Origin of the sequence: Sphingobacterium anhuiense (assembly GCF_042686355.1) — a bacterium.
GTDB classification, from domain to species: domain Bacteria; phylum Bacteroidota; class Bacteroidia; order Sphingobacteriales; family Sphingobacteriaceae; genus Sphingobacterium; species Sphingobacterium anhuiense.
Map to the genome: position 1 here is coordinate 180,976 of NZ_JBHUPE010000020.1, position 24,401 is coordinate 205,376.

23 protein-coding genes are annotated in these 24,401 nt (G+C 37.0%); 3 read left to right on the top strand and 20 right to left on the bottom strand.

Going from position 1 to position 24,401, the window contains the following annotated elements; all coding sequences use genetic code 11:
* Positions 1-293: 293 nt before the first annotated feature.
* Entirely contained in the window at positions 294-2,252 is a 1,959-nt protein-coding gene (gyrB, locus tag ACFS6I_RS24005; RefSeq protein ID WP_183915796.1) for a DNA topoisomerase (ATP-hydrolyzing) subunit B, read from the bottom strand.
* A gap of 190 nt (positions 2,253-2,442) precedes the next feature.
* Between gyrB and ACFS6I_RS24010 the strand changes: the two genes are divergently transcribed.
* Both ACFS6I_RS24010 and ACFS6I_RS24015 read left to right on the top strand, forming a co-directional pair.
* Positions 2,443-3,054, top strand: coding sequence for an OmpH family outer membrane protein (locus ACFS6I_RS24010; protein ID WP_380924352.1), 612 nt, complete (start codon positions 2,443-2,445; stop codon positions 3,052-3,054).
* A gap of 111 nt (positions 3,055-3,165) precedes the next feature.
* Positions 3,166-4,068, top strand: a complete 903-nt coding sequence (locus tag ACFS6I_RS24015) for a magnesium transporter CorA family protein (protein ID WP_380924354.1) — start codon at positions 3,166-3,168, stop codon at positions 4,066-4,068.
* Here ACFS6I_RS24015 and tsaB read toward each other — a convergent pair.
* The 5 genes from tsaB to mscL all read right to left on the bottom strand — a co-directional run bounded on the left by tsaB (position 4,063) and on the right by mscL (position 6,251).
* The gene (tsaB, locus tag ACFS6I_RS24020; RefSeq protein WP_380924356.1) at positions 4,063-4,770 is read right to left on the bottom strand and encodes a tRNA (adenosine(37)-N6)-threonylcarbamoyltransferase complex dimerization subunit type 1 TsaB; all 708 of its coding nucleotides are present in this window, start codon (positions 4,768-4,770) and stop codon (positions 4,063-4,065) included. The two genes, ACFS6I_RS24015 and tsaB, sit on opposite strands and share 6 nt — an antisense overlap.
* A 17-nt stretch (positions 4,771-4,787) precedes the next feature.
* Complete coding sequence (gene yidD, locus ACFS6I_RS24025) at positions 4,788-5,042, bottom strand: membrane protein insertion efficiency factor YidD (RefSeq protein ID WP_132772145.1); 255 nt, start codon at positions 5,040-5,042, stop codon at positions 4,788-4,790.
* Positions 4,993-5,430, bottom strand: a complete 438-nt coding sequence (locus ACFS6I_RS24030; RefSeq protein WP_031288357.1) for a ribonuclease P protein component — start codon at positions 5,428-5,430, stop codon at positions 4,993-4,995. Before ACFS6I_RS24030 ends, yidD begins: the two co-directional genes overlap by 50 nt.
* Positions 5,431-5,496: 66 nt before the next feature.
* Positions 5,497-5,655, bottom strand: a complete 159-nt coding sequence (gene rpmH, locus ACFS6I_RS24035; RefSeq protein ID WP_045753170.1) for a 50S ribosomal protein L34 — start codon at positions 5,653-5,655, stop codon at positions 5,497-5,499.
* A gap of 188 nt (positions 5,656-5,843) precedes the next feature.
* Positions 5,844-6,251: a large-conductance mechanosensitive channel protein MscL gene (gene mscL / locus ACFS6I_RS24040; protein WP_021190117.1), complete on the bottom strand. Its 408-nt coding sequence runs from the start codon at positions 6,249-6,251 to the stop codon at positions 5,844-5,846.
* Between the two features lie 258 nt (positions 6,252-6,509).
* Here mscL and ACFS6I_RS24045 point away from each other — a divergent pair, with 258 nt between their 5' ends.
* Positions 6,510-7,151 (top strand): response regulator transcription factor, encoded by a 642-nt coding sequence (locus ACFS6I_RS24045; RefSeq protein WP_132772144.1) that lies wholly within the window; start codon positions 6,510-6,512, stop codon positions 7,149-7,151.
* Between the two features lie 24 nt (positions 7,152-7,175).
* Here ACFS6I_RS24045 and ACFS6I_RS24050 read toward each other — a convergent pair whose 3' ends face one another.
* The 14 genes from ACFS6I_RS24050 to mraZ all read right to left on the bottom strand — a co-directional run bounded on the left by ACFS6I_RS24050 (position 7,176) and on the right by mraZ (position 24,302).
* Entirely contained in the window at positions 7,176-8,318 is a 1,143-nt protein-coding gene (locus ACFS6I_RS24050) for a sugar phosphate isomerase/epimerase family protein (RefSeq protein ID WP_380924360.1), read from the bottom strand.
* Between the two features lie 182 nt (positions 8,319-8,500).
* Complete coding sequence (gene ftsZ / locus ACFS6I_RS24055; protein WP_380924362.1) at positions 8,501-10,186, bottom strand: cell division protein FtsZ; 1,686 nt, start codon at positions 10,184-10,186, stop codon at positions 8,501-8,503.
* A 140-nt stretch (positions 10,187-10,326) separates the two neighbouring features.
* Entirely contained in the window at positions 10,327-11,691 is a 1,365-nt protein-coding gene (gene ftsA / locus ACFS6I_RS24060) for a cell division protein FtsA (protein WP_132844597.1), read from the bottom strand.
* A 24-nt stretch (positions 11,692-11,715) separates the two neighbouring features.
* On the bottom strand, positions 11,716-12,558 hold the full coding sequence (locus tag ACFS6I_RS24065) for a cell division protein FtsQ/DivIB (protein ID WP_021190259.1): 843 nt from the start codon (positions 12,556-12,558) through the stop codon (positions 11,716-11,718).
* Positions 12,551-13,906, bottom strand: coding sequence for a UDP-N-acetylmuramate--L-alanine ligase (gene murC, locus ACFS6I_RS24070; RefSeq protein ID WP_380924365.1), 1,356 nt, complete (start codon positions 13,904-13,906; stop codon positions 12,551-12,553). Before murC ends, ACFS6I_RS24065 begins: the two co-directional genes overlap by 8 nt.
* 5 nt (positions 13,907-13,911) lie before the next feature.
* On the bottom strand, positions 13,912-15,015 hold the full coding sequence (gene murG / locus ACFS6I_RS24075; protein ID WP_183915808.1) for an undecaprenyldiphospho-muramoylpentapeptide beta-N-acetylglucosaminyltransferase: 1,104 nt from the start codon (positions 15,013-15,015) through the stop codon (positions 13,912-13,914).
* A 12-nt stretch (positions 15,016-15,027) separates the two neighbouring features.
* Positions 15,028-16,236, bottom strand: coding sequence for an FtsW/RodA/SpoVE family cell cycle protein (locus ACFS6I_RS24080; RefSeq protein ID WP_380924367.1), 1,209 nt, complete (start codon positions 16,234-16,236; stop codon positions 15,028-15,030).
* A 35-nt stretch (positions 16,237-16,271) separates the two neighbouring features.
* On the bottom strand, positions 16,272-17,645 hold the full coding sequence (murD, locus tag ACFS6I_RS24085; RefSeq protein WP_380924369.1) for a UDP-N-acetylmuramoyl-L-alanine--D-glutamate ligase: 1,374 nt from the start codon (positions 17,643-17,645) through the stop codon (positions 16,272-16,274).
* Positions 17,646-17,649: 4 nt separating this feature from the next.
* Positions 17,650-18,894 (bottom strand): phospho-N-acetylmuramoyl-pentapeptide-transferase, encoded by a 1,245-nt coding sequence (gene mraY / locus ACFS6I_RS24090; RefSeq protein WP_380924371.1) that lies wholly within the window; start codon positions 18,892-18,894, stop codon positions 17,650-17,652.
* A 4-nt stretch (positions 18,895-18,898) separates the two neighbouring features.
* Positions 18,899-20,356: a UDP-N-acetylmuramoyl-L-alanyl-D-glutamate--2,6-diaminopimelate ligase gene (locus tag ACFS6I_RS24095; protein ID WP_183915812.1), complete on the bottom strand. Its 1,458-nt coding sequence runs from the start codon at positions 20,354-20,356 to the stop codon at positions 18,899-18,901.
* A gap of 1 nt (position 20,357) precedes the next feature.
* Positions 20,358-22,481, bottom strand: coding sequence for a penicillin-binding protein (locus tag ACFS6I_RS24100; protein ID WP_021189602.1), 2,124 nt, complete (start codon positions 22,479-22,481; stop codon positions 20,358-20,360).
* 9 nt (positions 22,482-22,490) lie between these two features.
* Positions 22,491-22,901, bottom strand: a complete 411-nt coding sequence (locus ACFS6I_RS24105) for an FtsL-like putative cell division protein (RefSeq protein ID WP_021189603.1) — start codon at positions 22,899-22,901, stop codon at positions 22,491-22,493.
* 20 nt (positions 22,902-22,921) lie between these two features.
* Complete coding sequence (gene rsmH / locus ACFS6I_RS24110; protein WP_132844606.1) at positions 22,922-23,836, bottom strand: 16S rRNA (cytosine(1402)-N(4))-methyltransferase RsmH; 915 nt, start codon at positions 23,834-23,836, stop codon at positions 22,922-22,924.
* Positions 23,829-24,302 (bottom strand): division/cell wall cluster transcriptional repressor MraZ, encoded by a 474-nt coding sequence (gene mraZ, locus ACFS6I_RS24115; RefSeq protein WP_031288067.1) that lies wholly within the window; start codon positions 24,300-24,302, stop codon positions 23,829-23,831. The genes rsmH and mraZ overlap by 8 nt, the downstream gene beginning before the upstream one ends.
* Between the last annotated feature and the right edge of the window lie 99 nt (positions 24,303-24,401).

Consider the following 24,401-nt stretch of genomic DNA (forward strand, 5'->3'; position numbering starts at 1 on the left):
AAATCATAATTTTTATAAATCAGCATCATTAATCTTTAATTACAGCAAACCAATACGTATTATAGGGTTGAAGAAGGTTATCAAAGGATCATAGAGCACGCTTTAGCAAAGATCTATTCGGTAACCTAAAATCGACGAAAAAACGTAATTTAAATACAACGAAAATACCAAGACTATATATAAGTTACAGTTATTAACCTAATTAGACAAAAAATATAGATTGCTCTGCTTCAAAAAAAAAGGTCTAACTACCTAAGTAGTTAGACCTTTCTGAGATTAAAATTTAAAAATAATTAAATATCGATTTTAGCGTAACGTGAATTGCGTTCAATAAACTCACGACGAGGTGCAACCTCATCACCCATTAACATTGAGAATATGCGATCACATTCAGCGGCATTTTCGATGTTTACTTGTCTTAATGTACGCGTCTCAGGATTCATTGTTGTATCCCATAGTTGTTCTGCGTTCATTTCTCCAAGACCTTTATAACGTTGTACATGTACGCTGTCTTCTTTACCTCCGCCTTTCAATTGCTGAATAGCATTTAAGCGTTGATCTTCAGTCCAAGCGTATTGATGATCTTTACCTTTTTTAACCAAATATAATGGCGGAGTCGCGATGTAAATGTATCCCTTCTCAATCAATTCTTTCATGTATCTAAAGTAGAACGTTAGAATCAAAGTTGTGATGTGAGAACCATCGACGTCCGCATCGGTCATGATAATAATACGATGGTAACGTAATTTCTCTAAGTTTAATGCTTTAGGATCATCTGGAGTACCTAAACTAACACCTAGGGCAGTAAACATATTTTTGATCTCTTCATTTTCATAGATCTTATGTTCCATTGCCTTTTCTACGTTTAGAATTTTACCACGAAGTGGCATAATCGCTTGATACTTACGATCACGACCTGATTTCGCAGTTCCACCAGCCGAATCTCCCTCGACAAAGTAAATCTCACATTTTGTAGGATCATTATCTTGACAATCTGCGAGCTTACCAGGTAAACCTGAGCCACCCATTACAGTTTTCCTTTGTACAAGATCACGAGCTTTGCGAGCCGCGGCACGAGCTTGAGCTGCGATTACAACCTTTTGTACAATTGCTTTTGCTTCCCGAGGATTCTCTTCTAAATAGATATTTAAAATCTCTCCTACGGCAACATCAACAGCCCCCATTACTTCAGAGTTACCCAATTTGGTTTTTGTCTGTCCCTCAAACTGAGGTTCAGCGACTTTCACCGAAATAACAGCTGTTAGACCTTCACGAAAATCATCTCCAGTAATTTCTACCTTCAAATTTTTCAATAAACCAGATCTATCGGCATATGCTTTTAAAGTACGGGTCAAACCACGACGAAAACCGGCAACATGTGAACCACCTTCAATGGTATTAATGTTATTCACGTATGAATGTACATTTTCAGTGTAAGTCTCGTTATACTGTAAAGCCAATTCAACAGGAATACCTTGTTTGATACCCTCCACATAAATCGGATGTGGTATGATCGGGTGACGGTTACTATCTAAAAACTGGACAAATTCTTGTAGACCACCTTCAGATAAAAACACATCTTGACGTAAAGTACCGTCTTCCAAAGTTTCTCGCTCATCTGTTAAAGATAAAGTGATCCCTTTATTCAAGAAAGATAATTCACGAAGACGACTCGCTAATGTATCATAGTTATAAGTCGTAGTCGTTGTGAAAATTTCACTATCGGGAGTAAACGTAACAATAGTACCCGTAGCATCAGACTCACCAATCTCCTTCACCGTATATAAAGGTTTTCCCTTTTCATACTCTTGCTGAAAAACTTTACCATCACGGTGAACAACTGCGGACAAATGAATAGATAAAGCATTTACACAGGAAACCCCCACGCCGTGAAGACCACCTGATACCTTATACGTATCCTTATCAAATTTACCACCAGCATGTAATACAGTCATTACAATTTCCAGTGCCGATTTATTCTCCTTCTTATTGATACCTGTTGGAATACCACGTCCGTTATCCTTTACGGAAATAGAATTGTCTTTATGGATAGTGACAAAAATATCTGTACAATAACCTGCAACGGCTTCATCGATAGAGTTATCGACGACCTCATATACCAAATGGTGCAAACCTTTAACCCCTGTGTCTCCAATATACATGGAAGGACGTTTACGTACAGCCTCTAATCCCTCTAAAACTTGGATATTATCGGCTGAATAGGATGATGCATTTTTGTTTTCTTCGCTCATTGAAACTAATTAAATACTTGTAATCAAAAATACGAAATTTTAACCACTTTAACAAGTTAACGAGAAGTGATAACAAGCAATTTAATGCGCAATTATTCCATATTTATTTTATATTTTAGCAGTCGAAAATCCTAAATGTAATTTTTTTATAGTAGGTTTGTTCTTATTAAAACGTGTAATCAAATAAACAATGAGTAATATATTTTCAACATTATCAAAGGTAACTTTAGGCGTAGCCATATCAGTAGCCGCTATTTCTTGTAACCAAGAGGGAAAAAGCACTGGTGCTACAACTTCCAAAGATTCTACTTCAGCAAACACTTCTTCAACAAAAGTTGAGAAAATTGTATACATCAATTCAGATTCTTTATCTCAAAAATATGAGTACTTTAAGGACATTAGAAGTAAATTAGAAGCAAAAGTTAAAAAAGCACAAACAGATCTTCAGGCAAAAAGTCAAGCTTTTCAACGTGAAGTTGCAGAATACCAACAAAAAGCACCTAATTTAAGTGCTGCAGAAAGACAAGCAACAGAAGAAAAATTAGCACGTAAACAAGACGAATTAAGCCGTTTAGATCAAAATGCATCTTCTTCAATACAACAAGACGAATCCGCTGAATTTAACAATGTCTACAATAAAATTACCGAATTCTTGAAGAAACATGCAAGTGATAATGGTTACACTCTTGTACTGACATATTCAAAATCAAATCCGACTGTATTATATGCTGATTCAAAATTGGAAATCACGAATGAAGTAGTGAAACAATTAAATGAAGAATATAAAAAAGAAAAGAAATAACATTTCTAAAATAGTTAAATAAGAAAGCCGCTCATGAGCGGCTTTCTTATTTAACAACAATTTGCTTTTTGAAAATCTCTTCGGTATATTAACCTAAAATCCGATTAATTTATGATATCCACTATAGTAAGTAAAGAGCAAGCTAATTATGAATGGGTCGATGTATTCGAGCCAAGTGTAACGGATCTCGAAATTTTGAAAGAAAAATATAACCTCAATCAGGCATCTATTAAAGATTCTTTAGAACCTGAACATCTTCCAAAAATAGAAGAGTTTGACAACTATACTTTTATTATCCTAAGGATGGTATCTGCAACATTTAAGGATAACTCCGACAATATTGGTGAAATAACAGACCGTTTAACTATTTTCTATGGTGCAGACTTCGTCATTACACTTCATAAAAAAAATGTAGAATTCATTCATAAAATGAAACTTTTGGATTTTAGATCTCCAAAATTAAAAGACAGTAAACATTTAGCTAATTACCTGAGCACTGCGGCGCTCGCCTCTTTTGAAAAAATACTGCCTAAAATATCTACTAAATTGGATGAATATGAAGAAAGCGTTTTTCTGACGCGTCAAAAAAAGCTAGTCCTCAAACATGTCTATTTTATCAAAAGACAGATTGATGTTGTCAGGAAGGTTATCATATTGTACAAAGAAATTGTAGAGCACTTTCATGCTAATCAAAAACGCAATGTCTACAGCCGAGATTTAAAAGATCTATATTTGAGAGCCAATACCCTGTACGACAATCTTTCAGAGAACACAAGTCAGCTCCTCAATATCTATTTTAATATTTCCTCCAATCACACGAACGAAATCATGCGTATTTTAACCATTTTTTCCGTGTTTTTTATGCCGATTACTTTTGTCGCTGGCGTTTACGGTATGAATTTCAAAAACATGCCTGAACTAGAATGGTACTATGGATATCCTGTAGCAATTATTATTATGCTCGGAATATCGCTAGCAATCTATTACTGGTTCAAAAGAAAGGGCTGGTTATAAACCAGGTCTTTTCTTTGCAGTGGTTGCAACAAAATCTTTTAAATAATAGGGTTCGAAGTAAGCAACATCTTCAAAATCTTTAGCTTGATACTTATCGAAAGCAATTTTGCTCATATCAGTCGCGTTCGTCTGTACTTCCTCAATAATATCTATACCTTGTCCAGTACTAAATACATCTTTTAATTTATCCGCTCCCGGACCAAATAAACAAATACGAGGGTATTGTACTATAAATTGATCAAAACTTGTGGCATCGATAATCAAAGCTTGAGTAGTTACTACCGATCTTCCTGTATCATCAAATGAAGCACAGTACACCTCCATCCTTCTCGCGTCTAACATCGGGATATAAAGATCGTACGATAGTGATTTCCCTTCATTCGCACGAAAACCCGAATAAATAGCATCTAGCGTATTGACAGCGATCAAAGGTATATCCAGGGCATAGCAAAAACCCTTAGCGGTAGAAACCCCGATCCTTAAACCGGTGTAAGAACCTGGCCCCATACTCACCGCAATTGCTGACAAATCTTCAAAACCTATATTCTCCTGATCCAACAAAGCCTGTATAAGCAAAGTTAGCTGTGAGGCGTGAACATTAGGTTCATTGACACTTTCGTGCTGACGAACAATTCCCGATTCAACCAAAGCGACTGAACACATAGAAGTAGAAGTCTCGATTTGTAAAATATAAGTATGCATACAAAAAATAAAAAATATTAAGGAACAGGATCGTGACCATGGCCACCCCAGGGATTACAACTTAAAATACGTTTTATAGCAAGCCATCCTCCTTTAAAGGGGCCATATTTTTGAATGGCTTGATAACCATACTGTGAACAGGTTGGTGTATAACGACAATTAGCTCCCAAAAAAGGAGATATAAAAATCTGATAAAACCGGATAATAGCTAAAAATAACAGACTAAATATCCGCTTGATAATCTTTTGCCAAATATAGTTTAGAACATTCATTCTTTAATTTTACCAAAGCTTTTTCCATATGACTATACAGAAAATCATATGCTAACAGACCTTTACCTACGTATTGTATTGTGAATAACAAAGGTAATTGATGTTCTTCTAAAAATGGTGTTAAGCCTTCATTTTTTTGTAAACGAAAACATTCTCTCATACGGCGCTTCATCAGATTACGATCAACAGCACGTTTGAACCGGCGTTTAGAAACCGCTAATATGACCTGTGATGAAGAATTTTCCATGATCAGATGATCGTCTTCTCTTGGAGCGTAGAAGACAACACGGTAGGGATAACAAACAAAAGAAGAACCTTTATGAAACAGCGTATCAATCAACTTGACACTACATAAACGTTCTTCTTTCTTAAATGTATTTTTAATCATAATCGATGACTGAAAAGTCGGCCATGTCATTACACGAGCCTCCTGGCCACCAGCTACGCAAAAATATTAACCTTTGTGACGACCTTCGTCAGAAACTGTAAGGCGTTTTCTACCTTTTGCTCTACGAGAAGCTAAAATTCTTCTACCATTTGCAGAACTCATGCGATCTCTGAATCCGTGCTTGTTTCTTCTTTTTCTTTGCGATGGCTGAAATGTTCTTTTCATGACGCTTAATATGCTAAATTATGTTTTGATTCTATTAATAAAACTCCCTAAAGAGGAATGCAAAAGTAAAATATATTTTAGAGAATAACAAACAATAAATGCAACTTCTCCAAAATATCGAAATATTCCACAAAAAAACAGATGAAGAATACCCTATTCTTCATCTAATTTCTTACCAAAGTATATGATTACTTATTTTTAAGTAAATCTCTGATTTCTGTTAAAAGTGTTTCTTCTTTTGTTGGAGCAGGTGCCACTTCAGGAGCTTTATCTTCCTTACGTTTCATCGAATTTAAGGCTTTAATCACCATAAAAATACAAAATGCAACAATTAGAAATTGGATCACGACATTAATAAAGTTTCCTAAATTAATCGCTACTTCTGGCTTTTTTGCAACCTCATCTGCAGCTTTAAGTACATATTTAATTTCTGAAAAATCAACACCTCCTGTCAAATAACCAATTGGTGGCATGATGATATCATCTACCAATGACGTTACAATTTTTCCAAATGCACCACCGATAATAACACCGACTGCTAAATCAACTACGCTACCGCGCATAGCAAATTCTTTAAACTCTTTCAAAATTCCCATAAAATAAATGTTTAATATTGCAATTATTGTAATTCTCTACCTAAATATAAACTTATTTCAATAAAACTGACACAAAAATATTAATATTTACGGTAAAATATCGTTAGCCAATTTACAACACAAAGTAGCGAGAAATAAAATAAACAGAAAAGAACTAATCTTTGACTATATTTACACGCATTTATTATTTCGAATTCAGTATTTTTGTTTATTTTTAAACAACACAATTCGCAAAATAATATTTCCTAAATATCGCTCATGAAAAAAATATTAATTGCCGACGACCATAGTATTGTTCGATTAGGAGCATCTGTCATTATAAAAGAAACTATGCCATCCTGTATCATTACACAGGCTCAGGATTATAGTGAGGTTCTAACATTGTTAGAAAAAGAAGATTTTGATCTACTTTTACTCGATATCAATATGCCTGGAGGAAATAATATTAGAGTAGTAAAAGAAATTCTAGAAATACAACCGTCCATCAAAATACTGGTATTCTCTTCTTATGATGAATCTCTTTATGCTTTAAGATATATTGAAGCTGGCGCTGCCGGATTTGTCAATAAAAGCACGGCTATGGCAGAGCTTAGTAATGCAATATTAACAATAAAAGAAAGAGGAAAATACATGTCGGATGAAGTAAAAGACCTTTATGTTAAGAAGCTAACTCAAACCAAAGCTAAGATAAACACGATGAATCCGCTTTCCCGACTTTCAAACAGAGAAGTAGATGTTGCAAAGTACTTAATGCAGGGATTGGGTATCATTGAAGTCTCTACGAGCTTAGATCTTAGCCCGTCAACTGTAAGTACTTACAAAAGCAGAATATTTGAAAAATTAAATGTCTCTAATATTCCAGAGCTCATTGAAATATTTAGAATTCACTCTGCAAACTAGTTTGCAGAGTAAATTCTATTTTTTTTAAGACAACTGATCAATTGTTACAACAGGAATATCTTTTCCGTGTACGATCTGTAAGTCACGTTCATTTTTGTATGAATACCCGCTCTTTTCATCCAGTTCCCATAACATTGGTGCAAAGAAATTAACGCAGGTACTAAAGCCCTGTAAAATAGCAGACATAACTCCTGTATCTTTTGAATTTTTAGCTTCGTTTTCTATTTCAAAAACTCCGGTAAAAGCGCGGTTTTGCAAAGTATCAACAAATGCTCTCCAGTCCATGCTATCTGACCCTCCAAATCCAGGAAGCATGGCTTCGTAATGATGTCTATCCCAATCATTTGCTGGAATTGCAATATTAGCAGCCTTAGCAAGGTCAGCATCAACATGCTGCATTGGATACATACCGCCCCAGTCCGTGCGCGCTTGTGTACTTAAATTGCGTGTAGTCTTGATATGAATACGGTGTAGCCGCTCAATATCCATAGCATTAATAACAGATACTGGATCTGTATTTTGCCAGACATCATGTGATGGATCATAGATTTCACCATGTGCTTTACTTGGTATCATTTCATACATCAATTTTCGTGCTGCCAATACTGCTGGCAAATTATTATAAGTACTGCTATAACGCGACGATCTCCAGCCTTCCATAGGACAGTTTTCATACAATACCGTTACCCCTAGATCTTCAGCATATTTAATAATTGGTGCAAAAACACGTTTGTACTCATCTAGATTCTTCTGAAAGCCATCTATCTGATTACCAAGATCGTGATTATAACCAACAAAAGTCCCCACTTTTACATTATTGGCATCTCCTCCGAGTAAATGAGCAATCCGAATAAGTTTTAATAAATGATTCTGATTTTTAACCCGTTCACCTTCTTCTCCACCGATCATATTCTCAAAAGCCCCCAAAGACAGATGTAAAGCGGCCTGATTGAAAACTTCTATTGTGCGTTTTGCATCCTCCGCTGTAAAACCTTCATAATTCAGATGTGTTGCCGTATGATCCTGACGTGTGCCATCTTTTCTAAACACACATAAATCAATACCTGAAGCTCCGACTTCTTTTGTTTTATCTATTAATTCAGGTAAATCCAGCTTGTCAAATGCTGAACTCATCACCCATATTGGATTATTCAATTTGTGATTCATATCTATACTACTTGTTTTTATCGGTTCTATGAAATACCCATGTACATGCTCTTTTTTAGAGTTTTTACAACATCGCTATTTCATAAGTATTAATGTATTTCTATATAAATGGTGAAAATTAAAGATACAAAAAAAAGCTATCTCACACGAGATAGCTTTCATATTATTTATGTAAAATTAAACTAATCTACATTGTCATGTAAAAAAGAATTATTGGGTCTAATTTCTGTATTTCCATCTTCAAAAGACAGTGTAAATCTAGAAACCTGAGATTGTGAAGAATGTGGCGTATCATCTAATGACATTTGCTTTCTTTTGTAAGCTGGCTCATTTTCCAATTCCTGCAGGCCATTTGAAGATTTTAATTTCATACTCAACTCCTTCAATCGCAAAATACGTTCTTTTGTACGTACCAATTGATCTTCAAAAGAAACTTGCTCCTCTTCCACCTGTTCTATCTCAGCTTTATTATTAACAGAAGCAGAAAAATTATTTGACTGCTCTTCTTGCGGAGAAACAGATCCAGCAGTATAATCATCAAATACCGTAGGCATCTGAAATTGAAATACAGAAGGAGAAGTTTTTAATTGGAAATCATTTCCCTTATTTGCTGACGAAGCCTCTTCTTCGACCACTTCTTCAAAATTTAATTCATGACGAATAATCGAATTCCCTTCAACAGCCACCTGTTGTTGAACAGCATTTTTAGGTGCAGAAAACAAATCGTTAGTCGGGATAGGAGCTGAAACGTTTTCTGGATTTGTTTGCACAGGATTAACAAGAGGTGTACTCGTCACTTCCTTCTGTACAAATTGATTAACCGGTTTAACAAAAGATGCTACTTGTTCTGCAGCCGTTAAAGGCATCGTAACTTTCGTATTTTCGCGTTCAATATCTCTTTCCTCAGAAGTCTGGAATCCTGTCGCAATAATTGTTACAGATAGTTCCTCGCCAAAGTTTTCATCAATACAATTACCCCAGATTAAATCTGCAGAAAGACCAGCTTTCTCTTGAATATAATCCGTAATAATAGCAACCTCATCCATAGTTACTTCCTTTAAACCAGAAGTAATATTCAGTAAGATATAACGGGCACCTTCAATTTCATTATCTTTTAATAGCGGAGAAGCAAGAGCTCCTTCAACTGCTTTAATAGCTCGGTCTTCACCTTCAGCAACAGCATTACCCATAATGGCAACACCACTATCATTCATCACTGTGCGCACATCTTTAAAATCGACGTTTACATAACCAGGGATAGTAATGATCTCAGCGATACCTTTTGCGGCAGTTGTTAAAATATCATCAGCTTTTGCAAAAGCTGCTGTCATGGTAAGATTCCCAAAAATTTCTCTCAAACGATCGTTAGAGATCACTAAATACGAATCTACATATTTACGCAATTCAGATAAACCTTCTTCGGCTTGCGAACGGCGACGTTTACCTTCGAATGTAAAGGGAGTTGTGATAATCGCAACAGTCAGAATACCTAATTCCTTAGCTGCTTTTGCCAATACGGGACTAGCTCCAGTACCAGTACCACCACCCATTCCTGCAGTAATAAACAGCATTTTGGTATTAGTACCTAACATACGTTTGATATCGTCAATACTTTCGATAGCTGAATTTTCACCTACATCAGGATCTGCACCAGCACCCATACCTTCTGTCAAACTCATACCCAATTGTACTTTATTAGGTATTGGACTTAACTCCAAAGCTTGAGCATCGGTATTACACACGATGAAATCTACCCCACTAATTCCTTGTTTATACATGTGGTTAACGGCATTACCGCCACCACCACCAACCCCAATAACCTTAATTATTGATGATTGTTCTTTTAACATTTCAAACTGTATTGACATAACTTATCCCTATTTAACTCATAATGACTTCAGTACAAACTTCACCTAAACTCAATATTCGTAATGTAATAATAACATATTTTCAACAATTTTTTTCCACAAATGTTTAAAATGTGGAAAAAAACATAAAGTGTTGAAAACTATTTTTTATCCAAGAAAGTGGCATCATCAATTTCATTGCCATCCTTCATTAATTTTTTGAACCATGTTAGCAAACCATGCTCCTTCTGTTGTTGCTCGCCGACCTCTTTCACAGACTCAACATCCTTCTTCACAACTTTAGGCGCTCTTCTGGTCTCTACTTCATCCTCGTGCGCCTGAATACCCTTCATCAACAAACCTATACTGGTAGCATATAATGGACTTTTCAATTCTTCATACAAAGCCTTTGGCAAAACTTCATTTTTTGCCAAGTATTCATTAGGAAAACCGATACGGCAATCAATGCCAGTGATATATTCAACAAGTTGTACCAAATGTTTCAATTGGGCACCACCTCCAGTAATAACGATTCCACCGATCAGTTTATTTTCATAACCAGAAGATTTGATCTCATAGTACACATGTTCAATAATCTCCTCCATACGTGCTTGAATAATGTATGCAAGATTTTTTACTGAAATCTCTTTAGGTTCACGACCTTTTAATCCGGGAACACAAATTACTTCGTTTTCCTTATTTTCATCAGCTAATGCAGATCCGAATCGTGTTTTTAACAACTCAGCTTGACTTCTCAATACAGAACAACCTTGACGAATATCTTCCGTCACGATATTCCCTCCTAAAGGAATTACAGCAGTGTGACGAATGATTCCTTCATGGAAAATCGCTACGTCTGTAGTACCTCCTCCAATATCAACTAAAACAACACCAGCATTTTTTTCGTCATCATCCAATACAGCTTCAGATGATGCCAAAGGTTCAAGAATTAATTCTGAAACCTCTAAATTTGAATTATCAATACATCTTTTAATATTTCGAATATCCGTAACACGTCCCGAAATAATATGGAAATTCGCTTCAATGCGACGTCCTGCCATACCGATCGGTTCTCGAATACCCGGCTCATTATCGATCGTAAATTCCTGCGGCAACACATGGATAATTTCTTCTCCAGGAGGCAACACTAATTTATACATATCCGAAATAAGACGTTCAATATCTTTTCTTGTAACTTCATCATCGCTATCAGTCTTGGTAAAAATACCACGATGTTGAATACTTTTGATATGTTGGCCAGCAATACCAACATTCACCACTTTGATATCAACATTTGATTGATTTTCGGCTATTTCAACCGCTTCAAGAATGCTGCTCACCGTTTTTTGAATGTTCGCGACCACACCTCGGCTTACTCCTGCCGAATCTGCTTTACCAACGCCTAAAAGTTCTATTTTATTTCCGCCACTACGTCTTCCAACTGTAACGCAAATCTTGGTTGTACCAATATCGAGTCCCACAATAATTGGGTTCTCTCTTTCGATTTCTGCTGATTTTGGATTCATAATATTCTGTATTGATGCTGTATACTATAATGTGTTATTCTTTACTTTCTTCTCCGGGTTATGCAGATCATCAAATGTCCAAACACCACGTTTTTCACAAATAATTTGACCTGCATATTTTACATTCACTTTATTGTAAGCGTCAACCCCGACTTTAGGGATTATTTCTTTATAAAATGTCTGCAACAAACTAAACTTTTGGTCTAAAGAATCGGCAGTGCCGATAACAAGCTGCTGATTTCCGACCCGAGGTACCAATTCAATATCTTTATCATTGTTAACAAATACCTGTACAACTTGATTGCTCCACAGCTCATCATTTTCGATAAACTGTGTCACTCGCAATAAATCTTTTACCAGTGTAGAGTTAATCGAATCCAAAGGATTCTTATATCCCTCTTCAATATTACCTGTTGCAATCATAACATGAGGTACATATTTCAATGTAGTTGGTACCTTCAATCCATTTAAATCGATATAATATTCCCGGCCATTCTTATTAATGACACGCATAACGACTTCCCGTTGCGCGATATTAATGGCTAGAATACCATCCATATCCAAATGAACCGTTGCCTTAGATACGTAAGGCAACTTTTTCAACGTTTTTTCAATCTTTTCTAAAGGAATATCAAGTAATGGCTTACCAATTATATTGCCATAACTTTTACTGATAAGTGCAGAGATATCTCCTTGATCAATAAAAGCTTCTTTTCCTTCAATAAAAATATTTACCTCACGACATACTTGCAGGTCATCTTTGCGATTGACCAAGGACATCACAATGATTACAGCTATCACACCTAAAAAAAAGAGTGATAAATATAATACGCGATTCCATCGTATGTTGTGTAAATATTTAAGCATGTGCTAAAATTTCCTTCAATGGTTTTACTAATTTATCAATATCACCAGCTCCAACTGTCACCAACAATTCCAGTTTTTCATGCTGAGCAATTGCCAATACTTCCTCGGCTGTAACAACAGCTTTTTCCGGTGCCGTGATTTTACTCAACAACCAAGATGAATTTACACCTTCGATAGGTAATTCACGAGCAGGATAGATTTCCATAAGTAGTACACGATCTGCCATAGAAAGCACTTCTGCAAATCCTTCTATAAAATCACGGGTTCTCGTAAAGAGATGTGGCTGAAATACAACTGTCAACTTCTTATTCGGATATAGCTTACGCATCGAGCTCAAAAATGCACGCAACTCTTCTGGATGATGTGCATAATCATCTACATAAATAGCAGACGGACTTCTTACGATATATTCAAAACGTCTTTTAACACCTCTAAAATTCGTTAGTGCAACTTTTATTTTATCATCTGCAATACCCAAAATACGGGCAACAGTTATTGCCGCTACAGCATTTTCAACATTATGCGTGCCCGGTATTCCCAAATGAATATCTTCAATCTTTGCATCTCCTGAAATGTAATCAAAATAAAATTCTCCATCTTTAACATGTACATTAGAAGCATAAACATCTGCAACATCATGTCCAGAATACGAGATTTGACTTTCAAAAGGTAATCCCTTCTTAACAATACGCGTACCACCTTCAACAACTCGATCCAAATACATTTGAAAAGTCGTCAAAAGTTGGCTTGCATCACCATAAATATCCAAATGATCAGCATCAGCTGAAGTCACAATAGCTATATTAGGATGTAAGGTTAAGAATGAGCGATCATATTCATCCGCTTCTACGACGACCACATCATTATTACCATACAAAACATTTGTATCATAATTGGAACTGATACCGCCTAGAAAAGCAGAGCAGTCAAAACCACTATCCTTTAATATGTGGGCCACCATGGTAGAAGTTGTCGTTTTACCATGTGTACCCGCCACACCAATTGTAAAACGACTTTCACTAATGATGCCTAAAACTTCAGATCTCTTATGTAGCGTATGCCCTACTTCTTCCAGATGATGTTTAATTTTAGAGTCTTTAGGAATAGCAGGAGTAAAAATGATTAATGTTTCTTCATTAGAAATATTAAATATCGGATCTATCGTATTGACATCATCAACATACGAAATTTCAATTCCTTCGGACACTAATGTTTTAGTCAATTCCGTTTCCGTACGATCATATCCCTTCACTACGGATCCTAAGTGAGCAAAATAACGAGCAAGTCCACTCATTCCAATTCCACCTATCCCAATAAGATATACTTGTTTGATTGCGTCAATTTTCATTATTTCTACCTTTTATTTGCCAATTTTATAACTTCTTTTGCAATGACTATGTCCGCATCAAGAAGCGCTAATTTCTTTATATTTTGAGCCAAAGCTTTCGATTCAGATTCATTATCGAGCAAAGCAATAGCTGTGTCAAATAATGTTGCTTTTGCCTCATTATCTTTAACTAATATCGCCGCATGTTTATTCACCAAAGCCATCGCATTTTTTGTTTGATGATCTTCTGCGACATTGGGCGAAGGAACCAATATTACCGGCTTACCAACCACACATAGTTCTGAGATGGTTCCAGCACCTGCACGGCCAATAATCATATCAGCCGCTGCATAAGCGTAATCCATACGTTGCAAGAAAGCAAGCATATGAATACGACCAGAAAGTTTATCTTTCAATTCTTGACTTAATTGATCGAAATAGTAACTTCCACACTGCCATATCACTTGTATATCTGCATCATCAAACTTCTCTAGAGAAGCCATTACACTTTCATTCAAAGTACGTGCTCCCAGACTGCCACCCGTGACTAAAATTGTCTTTTTATCAGCATCTAATCCAAAAAAGGACAATGCTTCTTCACGCTTACCTTCAATCTCAATAGAAGCGCGGCGAATCGGATTACCCGTTAACAATAATCTCTCTGCTGGAAAAAATTGTTCCATACCTTCATAAGCAACACAAATCTTAGCTGCCTTATTTCCTAAGCGCTTATTGGTAACTCCCGCATAAGAATTTTGTTCTTGTACGAGTGTTGGGATATGCAATCGATTTGCTACCATCAATAAGGGGCCAGAAGCAAAACCACCAACACCAACAGCTACATCAGGTTTAAACTCACGGACAATTGTACGTGCTTTGTTCATGCTTTTAAACAGCTTGAACGGTAAAAATATATTTTTCCAAAACTGTTGTCTATTGATCCCTTGAATATCTAATCCCACGATTTTATAACCTGCTGCTGGAACTTTCTCCATTTCCATACGGCCGTTAGCTCCAACAAAAAGAATTTCATTTTGCGGATCCAATGCTTTTAGTGCATTAGCAATTGCTACTGCCGGAAAAATATGTCCGCCAGTACCACCACCACTTATGATCACACGTATAGCCATTCTTTATATCTTTTATACCGAAATCGTACCAACGACCACTCTTTTTTCCTTTGGTCGTTCATCCAATTCCTGTTTACCTTTTAACTCTTCAATATTTCTACTTACACTTAAGATAATTCCTAATGCAATACTGGTAAATAGAATTGATGTTCCTCCCATACTCACTAACGGAAGCGGAACACCGGTCACCGGACCCAAACCTACTGCTACTGCCATATTCGCAAATGCTTGAATAGTCAAACTAAAGCCTAGCCCTGCGGCCAAAAAAGCACCAAATGCTTTAGGGCTTAATGTCACAATACGAATACATCTATACATCAAAGCGAGATATAGAAAAATTAAGACGACACCGCCTATTGTTCCATATTCTTCAATGATGATGGCAAATATAAAATCCGAATAAGGGTGTGGCAATACATTTCTCTGAATACTATTACCTGGTCCTTTACCAAAAACACCTCCCGTCGCTATTGCAATCTTCGCATTATTAGCCTGATAGTTTTTATCATCCTGAAATGAAACAGGCATACCTTCCTGTTTATCTTTTTCAACCCCGATAAAAGACTTGACACGACTATAATACGTTGCTCGTCTTGGACCGATCGAAACAACAATTATTCCGAGCAATACCACGCCGGCAGATACAATAGCAATCTGCTTAAAACTAATACGCCCAATTAAGAGCAGTAATACACATACCCCAAACAGCATAATTGCTGTAGACATATTCGCCCAAGCAATTAAAACAAAGACACCACAAACAGCACCCATGATCGGAATAAATGATTTCTTGACATCTTTTATCTCCTCTTGCTTCCTAGACAACATACGAGCTAAGAACGTAATCAACGCCAACTTTGCCAAATCGGAAGTTTGAAACGTCTGATTAATCACAGGGATCGTAACCCAACGACTTGCATCATTCACCTTACTTCCAAAAATCAATGTATATAAAAGCAATGGAACCGTTATCGCCATCAACAATTTGGAAATACCTGCATAATAACGGTAATCCAGTTTATGCGATAAATACATCAACACAAAACCAACAGCAATCAAAGAGAAGTGCTTGAACAGATATAATTCTGTTCCCTTACCTTCTTTATATGCCAACGTTCCTACAGAACTGTAGACCGCTAACAAAGACCAGCCCGAAAGCAGGATCACAATAATCCATATCCAACGGTCGCCCTTTAATTTAGAAAGTAGATGCTCTACCATATTTAATTACTTTAGATTTATAAAACCTATATCCACTACAACTCCATCACTGCGGCTTTAAATTTATCACCGCGATCTTCGTAATTTTTAAACCAGTCAAAACTTGCACACGCTGGTGACAACAATACCGTATCTCCTTTTTGAGCCAAATGAGATGCTAATTGCACCGCATCTTTCATAGAAGAACTGTTTACGATCAATTCCGTATCATCTTCAAATGCGGCGTGAATAGCCGTATTATCTTTGCCGATACAAACAATAGCACGTACTTTATTTTTAACTAAATCGCGCAACATTTCATAATCATTGCCCTTATCCACGCCACCTAACATCAAAACGATAGGTGTGGATACACTTTCCAAAGCATACCAAACCGAGTTAACATTGGTTGCTTTTGAATCATTAATATAATTAACGCCACCTATACAAGCTACTTGCTCCAAACGATGTGCAATATTAACATATGAGCTCATACTTTCCTTCATAGCTTGATTTCTCAACTCTTGAACCTTAGCAATAAGGCCAGAAGCCATATTGTTGTACACATTGTGTTTCCCTGTCAAAGACAACTCTTCCGTTCTCATAGTAAATGTATCGCTATTAGGTATGTTAATTATAATATCTTTAATTGAAGTCAAATATGCTCCAAATTCTACTTTTTGTTCCTGTGTAAAAGGCAAATGCATTGCTGCAGTATGATGTCTTTTTAAACCTGCTGCTGTTTGTGGATCATCCAGACAATAAATGAAGTAATCGTCTTTTGTTTGATTTTGAATCATTCGAAACTTAGAATCCACGTAATTCTCCACCTTATAATCATAACGATCCAGATGATCAGCGGTAATATTCAAAATAACAGCGATGTCTGCTCTAAATTGGAACATATCATCCAGCATAAAGCTCGAAATTTCCAATACATAAACATCAAATTGCTCACGTGCTACTTGCAGCGCAAAGCTTTTACCGATATTTCCAGCTAATCCTACATGTTTACCTGCATGCTTCAGCATCTCATAAGTCAACATGGTAGTGGTCGATTTCCCATTTGATCCCGTAATACAGATCAATTTAGCGTCGGTATATTGTGCAGCAAATTCTATTTCTGCAATAACAGGAATATGTTTTGCTTTCAACGCAATGACTAAAGGAGCATGTTCCGGAATACCGGGACTTTTCACAACAAGATCCGCCAATAAAATACGTTCCTCGGTATGAGTGCCCTCCTCATAAGCAATCTGTTCTTCATCCAGCTGCACTTTATAGTGCGATGCAATCATTCCCATATCAGAAACAAAAACATCAAAACCTTTCTGTTTTGCCAGTATAGCAGTACCTACACCACTCTCTCCTGCTCCAAGAACGATTAGTTTTCCCGACTGTGGATAATATGTTGATGAAATGTTCGCCATACTGTTATCTAATTTTTAATGTTACGATGGTCAAAATGGCCAAAATAATTCCAACAATCACAAACCGGGTTACAATCTTAGCTTCATGATAACCTTTCTTTTGAAAATGATGATGCAAAGGAGACATTAAGAAAATACGTCTTCCTTCACCATATTTTTTCTTTGTGTATTTAAAATAAGAAACCTGCAAAATAACAGAAACCAGTTCCAATAAGAAAACACCGCACAATATCGGGATCAGCAGTTCTTTACGGATTAAAATTGCAAAAGCGGCAATAATACCACCAATAGCCAAACTTCCCGTATCTCCCATAAATACCTGAGCAGGATAAGTATTGTACCATAAAAAGCCAACGCATGCCCCAACAAAAGCACCTGCAAAAATCACAAGCTCTCCCGAATTAGGAATATACATGATATTCAGGTAGTCTGAAAAAATAACGTTACCGGATACATAAGCTAAAATGGCTAGTGTAACACCAATAATTGCAGAAGTACCCGTTGCTAAACCATCAATACCATCTGTTATATTTGCACCATTAGATACCGCTGTCACAATAAATACAACAACGACCAAGAATACAATAAACGTTAAAACATTACTATTAAGTCCAAATACCTTAAACACTTTAGCATAGTCAAATTCGTTATTCTTATAAAAAGGAATATTTGTTTTCGATGATTTCACATTCTCTGCATAAGTCTTCTCACCGGTACTCTGATTGATCACAACCTCAACGGGTTTAGTCGAAGTAGGTGACGCAACATTTTGACGTACGAGAATTTCTGGATGAAAATACATTGTACATGCAATGAAAATACCTAAACCAGTTTGACCGATTACCTTAAAACGGCCAGCGAGACCTTCCTTATTATGGCGAAATACTTTAATATAATCATCCAAAAATCCGACAGCTCCCATCCAAAGTGTAGAAACGATCATAATGATGACATAAATATTCGTCAGCTTCGCAAACAATAAAGTCGGAATTAGAATACCTGCGATAATAATCAAACCACCCATAGTTGGTGTACCTTGTTTCTTTTTCTCCCCCTCTAATCCTAAATCACGGATGGTCTCTCCCACTTGCTTATTCTGAAGTACCTGAATCAGTTTTCCTCCAAACACAGTCGTGATGATCAATGATGCAATCACCGCCATCGATGTTCTGAAAGAAATATACTGAAACAGTCCAGCTCCTGGAATGTGCACGTATTCGTTTAACCATGTGAATAAATGGTACAACATATTCTTATTCTTCGTTAAATGTTAATTCTAAAATTTCTTTATCATCAAAATGATGGCGTACACCATTCACCTCTTGATACTTTTCATGTCCTTTTCCAGCTACCACAATAATATCACCTGGCTTAGCCAATTGATATGCTACTCGGATAGCCTCTTTACGATCGGCAATAGACAAAACTTTACTCTTTTGCTCAGGAGCAACCCCCGCTTCCATCTCTTTGATAATAACAAGCGGATCTTCCGTTCTCGGGTTATCTGATGTTATAATCAGGCGATCACTATAACGTAATGCCGACTGTGACATCTCGGGTCTTTTTGTTTTATCACGATCACCACCACATCCCAGTACCGTAATAATCTGCTGACTCTCATTGCGTAATTTTTCAATGGTCTGCAATACATTCTCAACAGCATCAGGCGTATGTGCATAATCAACAATTCCAAAGACACCATTCGGTGCTTTCATGGTTTCAAAGCGTCCTTCTGCACCAGTCAAGACACTCATTGCAGTCAATACACGAACAGTTTCTTGCTCCAGCAAAATAGCAGCTCCATAAACTGCCAGTAAATTATAAGCATTAAAGCCTCCAACCAATTTCACCCAAACATCATGACCATCGATGTTCATCAACATCCCATCGAAATGACTTTCCACAATTCTAGCGCTAAAATCAGCACCAGAATGCAAACCATATGTCTTTTTATAAGCAAATGTGTTTTGCAACATCACCTGTCCATTACGATCATCTTCATTCGTCAGTGCAAAAGCTGCTGTATCTAAATCATCAAAAAACTTTTTCTTTGCCTTAATGTAACTACTGAAAGTTTTATGAAAATCCAGGTGATCATGCGTGATGTTCGTAAAAATAGCGCCTGTAAATTTCAAACCTGCAATCCGTTGTTGCACTACTGCATGCGAACTTACCTCCATAAAACAGTAATCACATCCCTCTTCAACCATTTCACTCAATAAGTGATTTAATTGAATAGGGTCAGGAGTAGTATGTGTTGCAGGTATAATACGATCACCGATCTGATTCTGTACAGTTGACAAAAGCCCGACATGATAACCCAATTCTGAAAACAGCTGAAATAACAACGTTGCAACAGTTGTTTTACCATTCGTTCCCGTCACGCCAACCAATTTCAATTTCTTTGACGGATTATCATAAAAGTTAGATGCAACAATACCCAAAGCTAATGCTGAATCGGCTACAACAATATAAACAACAGAATCCAACGTTTCTGTCGGCAACTCTTCTACAATTACTGCTCTTGCTCCAAATGCAATTGCTTTTTCAATAAATAAATGCCCATCAGTATGTACACCTCTAACGGCAATAAACAAACTTCCGAACACGACCTGACGCGAATCAAAGCAAAGCGATACTACCTCAACATCTAGTTGACCGACTACCTCCTGTACAGGAATAGCATGTAATATTGATTTTAAATTCTTCATTCTACTTCAGTTCTATTGTTACACCTGTACCAATTGGTAATTTCTGACTTGCAATCAAAGATTGCTTAATCACTTTTCCTTTTCCAATCACGCTTGTTTTAAATCCAGAATTCTCCAGAGCAAACAAAGCATCAATCAACCCCATTCCCATAACATTTGGCACTACACCCTCTTTTATTTGATACTCCACAAAAGGAACTCCAAGCGTTGAACTTGTTGAATCATTCTGTGCAATTGAATTCCAATTCACAATTTTTAAACCTAACTGCTCGTACACCTTCTGAGTCGCTTCACGCGATCCCTTTAATGTTAAAGCCTTCGTATTCAAGGCCGACGTATTTAGTTTTTTTCTATTAAAAGCACTGTGCATATCCAAATCATTTGCATACACCATATCAGCTAGCTCTTTAAAAACCGGTCCCGCTGTTGACGCACCGTAATATCCGTTTCTCGGATTTCGAATCACCACGATGATCGAATACTTTGGATCTTCAGCAGGAAAATATCCTGCAAAAGAAGATTGATATTTACGATTACGATATCCCATCGCACCGTCTGCCATTTGAGCCGTTCCTGTTTTACCACCGGAGCTATACAATGGATTTCTCAAGGTTTTCCCTGTTCCATCTTTCATCGTTCCTTCCAGCATTCCTCTGATTTGTCCCAAGGCTTTATCAGAAGCAATCTTTTCATTAATAACCCTTGCTTCAAATTTTTCAACCGTATTACCTAGGTGTCTGATTTCTTTTACAAAAAGCGGAGAAATCATTCTTCCATTATTCGCTACGGCATTATACAATGTCAACATCTGTAATGGTGTCACTTTTAGCTCGTAGCCATAAGCCATTTGTACAAGTGACAAACCACTCCAACTCTTACTTTTTGGAGTTTTTATCAAGGGAGCTCCTTCTCCCGTTATTTGTAATTTTAATTTCTGATCTAATCCAAAAGAATGCAGCTTAGCTGAAAATTTTCCTGGATTATCTTTATAATGCTCATAAATCAATTTCGTAATACCTACGTTTGACGATTGTTCAAAAGCTTCCTGCGCACTCATTATTGATTTTTTAGGCGCATGTGAATCTTTAATCGTGTGACGGTAGATCGGCCAGTTTCCATTTCCAACATTCACATGAGTACTCGAATCGATCAACCCATCATCAATAGCAGCCAGATAAGATGCTAGTTTAAATGTAGATCCTGGTTCAGCACTCTGTGCAATCGCAATATTCATTTTTTCACGGTAGACACCATCTTTGTCTTTCGTAAAATTTGCAACAGCACGAACTTCTCCCGTTTTAACCTCCATCATCACAACACAACCTTCATCAGCATTACTTGCTATCATCTGCTTCTCCAGGGCCCTTTGTGCCATGTCCTGCATATTGATATCAATGGTTGAGATAATATCAGCCCCATCTACAGGAGCCACTTCAATATCACGGTTAACTGGAATCCACACACCACCTGCAATTCTTTGCATCAGGCGTTTTCCACTTTTTCCGTCAATATATTCACCATAGGCTCCTTCAAGTCCAACATGAATATTTTCTTTGACATTTTTATAACCAATTGTCCGCGCAGCCAAATTAACAAACGGAAGAATACGCTTATTCTGACGCTCTGTAATCAAACCACCAGGATAACGTTCTTTACCAACACGAACAGCTTTAAGCAACGGAAAATTCCTAATAACTTTCAGGTCTTGATGCGAAACAGCTCGCTTAATCAAGACATAACGTTGCTTTTTATTTCTTGCCTGTTTTAATAATGTCAAATACTGTCTAGAAGATTTATCCTTAAAAAATCCCGACAGTTTAATCGCCAAAGAATCAACTTTCAGATTGAAATAATCGTTTTCCTCTTCCGGAATAGCCATAGCATCAAAGCGCAATTCGTATTCAGGTACAGATGTCGCCAATAAGCTTCCATCATTAGAGTAGATATTTCCACGAGCAGCCTCTACCTCACGCTCCTGAATGGATAAACTATCTGACAACTCCCGCCATTTATCACCGTCAATATACTGTAAATGAAAAAGCTTCGTAAACACAGCAATCGCCACAAGGACGATTAAACCGAATGCGATATAAACACGAAATAGAATGGTAGTTCTGATATTCATAAACGTCTCCTACTTCTTTTTTTCTTTTACAATTTCAATCTTGATCGGTGGCTCTACCCGCTCTTTCAAACCTAAAGAATCCACACGTTTCGCAATTTCAGTTTGAGTGGACATTTTCATGAGTTCTGCTGAAAGTGATTTATGATCCCAGCTTAACTCTTTAACTTCCTTCCCCAGCTTATCGATATTACGAATCGTACGCTCCGCAAAATGCCTATTTGTAATATAAAGCAACATGAGCAGCGTTACAAACCCAATAAATGGCAGATAATTGACGATGGAATATATAGACAAATTACCAGCAGTAAGTAGCGTCCGCAGAAACTTCTGGGTTTCCTCGGCTTTTTCCTCAACTGCTTCCTGTAGTTCCTCTTGAAGCTCCTCGCTTAATCCCTGCTGTTTTATTGTATTCTTGCCCATCTCGACACTTTATTAAAGCATTAAGCTATCTCCAACTTTTCAGCAATACGCAGTTTCGCACTACGCGATCTATTATTTTCAACCAGTTCTGTATCATTAGCCGTAATTGCTTTACGACTGATAACATGAAATGGTTTTATTTCATTCCCAAAAAAGTCCTTCTCCACATCACCTCTAAACTTGCCCTTAGCCATAAAATTCTTAACCAAGCGATCTTCTAAAGAATGATAAGACATGACCACAAGACGTCCTTCTGATTTTAAAACATCGACCGTCTGTAATAAAAACTCCTGCAGAGCTTCTAACTCCTTATTAACTTCAATACGCAAAGCCTGAAAAACCTGCGCATGATATTTATGCTCTTTGCCTCTAGGCACTAACTTCTTGATCGCTTCCTTTAATTCCGCAACCGTATTAATAGGAGCAGTCAAACGAGCTGTCACGATTGTCTTTGCCAATGTTTTTGCATTAACGATCTCCCCGTACATTCCAAAAATACGATGAAGATCTTCCTCAGCGTAAGTCGCTAATACCGTACGAGCGTCAACATCAGAAATCTGATCCATACGCATATCCAGATCTGCATCAAAACGAATAGAGAAGCCACGGTCAGCGGCATCAAACTGATGAGACGAAACTCCCAAATCAGCTAAAATACCATCCACCTGCTTCACCCCGTTCAAACGAAGATTATTTTTTAAGAAACGAAAATTTTGATGGATCAAGGTAAATCTAGCATCATCAATTACATTATTTAATGCATCCGGATCCTGATCAAAAGCAAATAACCTGCCCTCAGGTCCCAAGTGTTTCAAAATTTCTCTTGAGTGCCCTCCACCACCAAAAGTAACATCCACATAAATACCATTTGGCTTAATCGCCAAAGCATCCATGCACTCTTTTAACATTACTGGTACGTGATAAACATTATCCATTCGCTAATCCTCCTAAATCAAAACCTCCCATAACCTGCTCGGCCAAAGCTGAAAAATCCTCTCCAAGATCTCCATTCATAAACTCTTCATATCCGTCTTTGGACCAAACTTCAATTTTATTAACCTGGCAAGCCAAAACAACTTCACCTGTGATACCTGAATAATCTAGCAAACCCTTTGGCAACAAAACACGACCAGCAGCATCCAAACTTAGCTCCGTTGCACCACGTGTAAAATTTCGGATAAACATCCTATTTTTTTCAACGTACTGATTCAACTGAGCTAACCGAGCTGTAATCGCATTCCACTCCTCGCGCGTATAGATCACCAAATGTTTTTCAAATCCACGATTGATCACAAGTCCCTCACGCTCAACATCAGGCAATTGCCTTTTGAGCGCAGCGGGCAACACCATTCTTCCTTTGGTGTCCAACTTGCATTCATATTCGCCAATTAAAAAACTCATTTTGTACACATTGGTTTCAAATTCAATGTAAAAGTATACACTTTCACCCACTTTTACCCACTTTTACCCACAAAAAAGTTTTCCACATAGCCAGCCCGC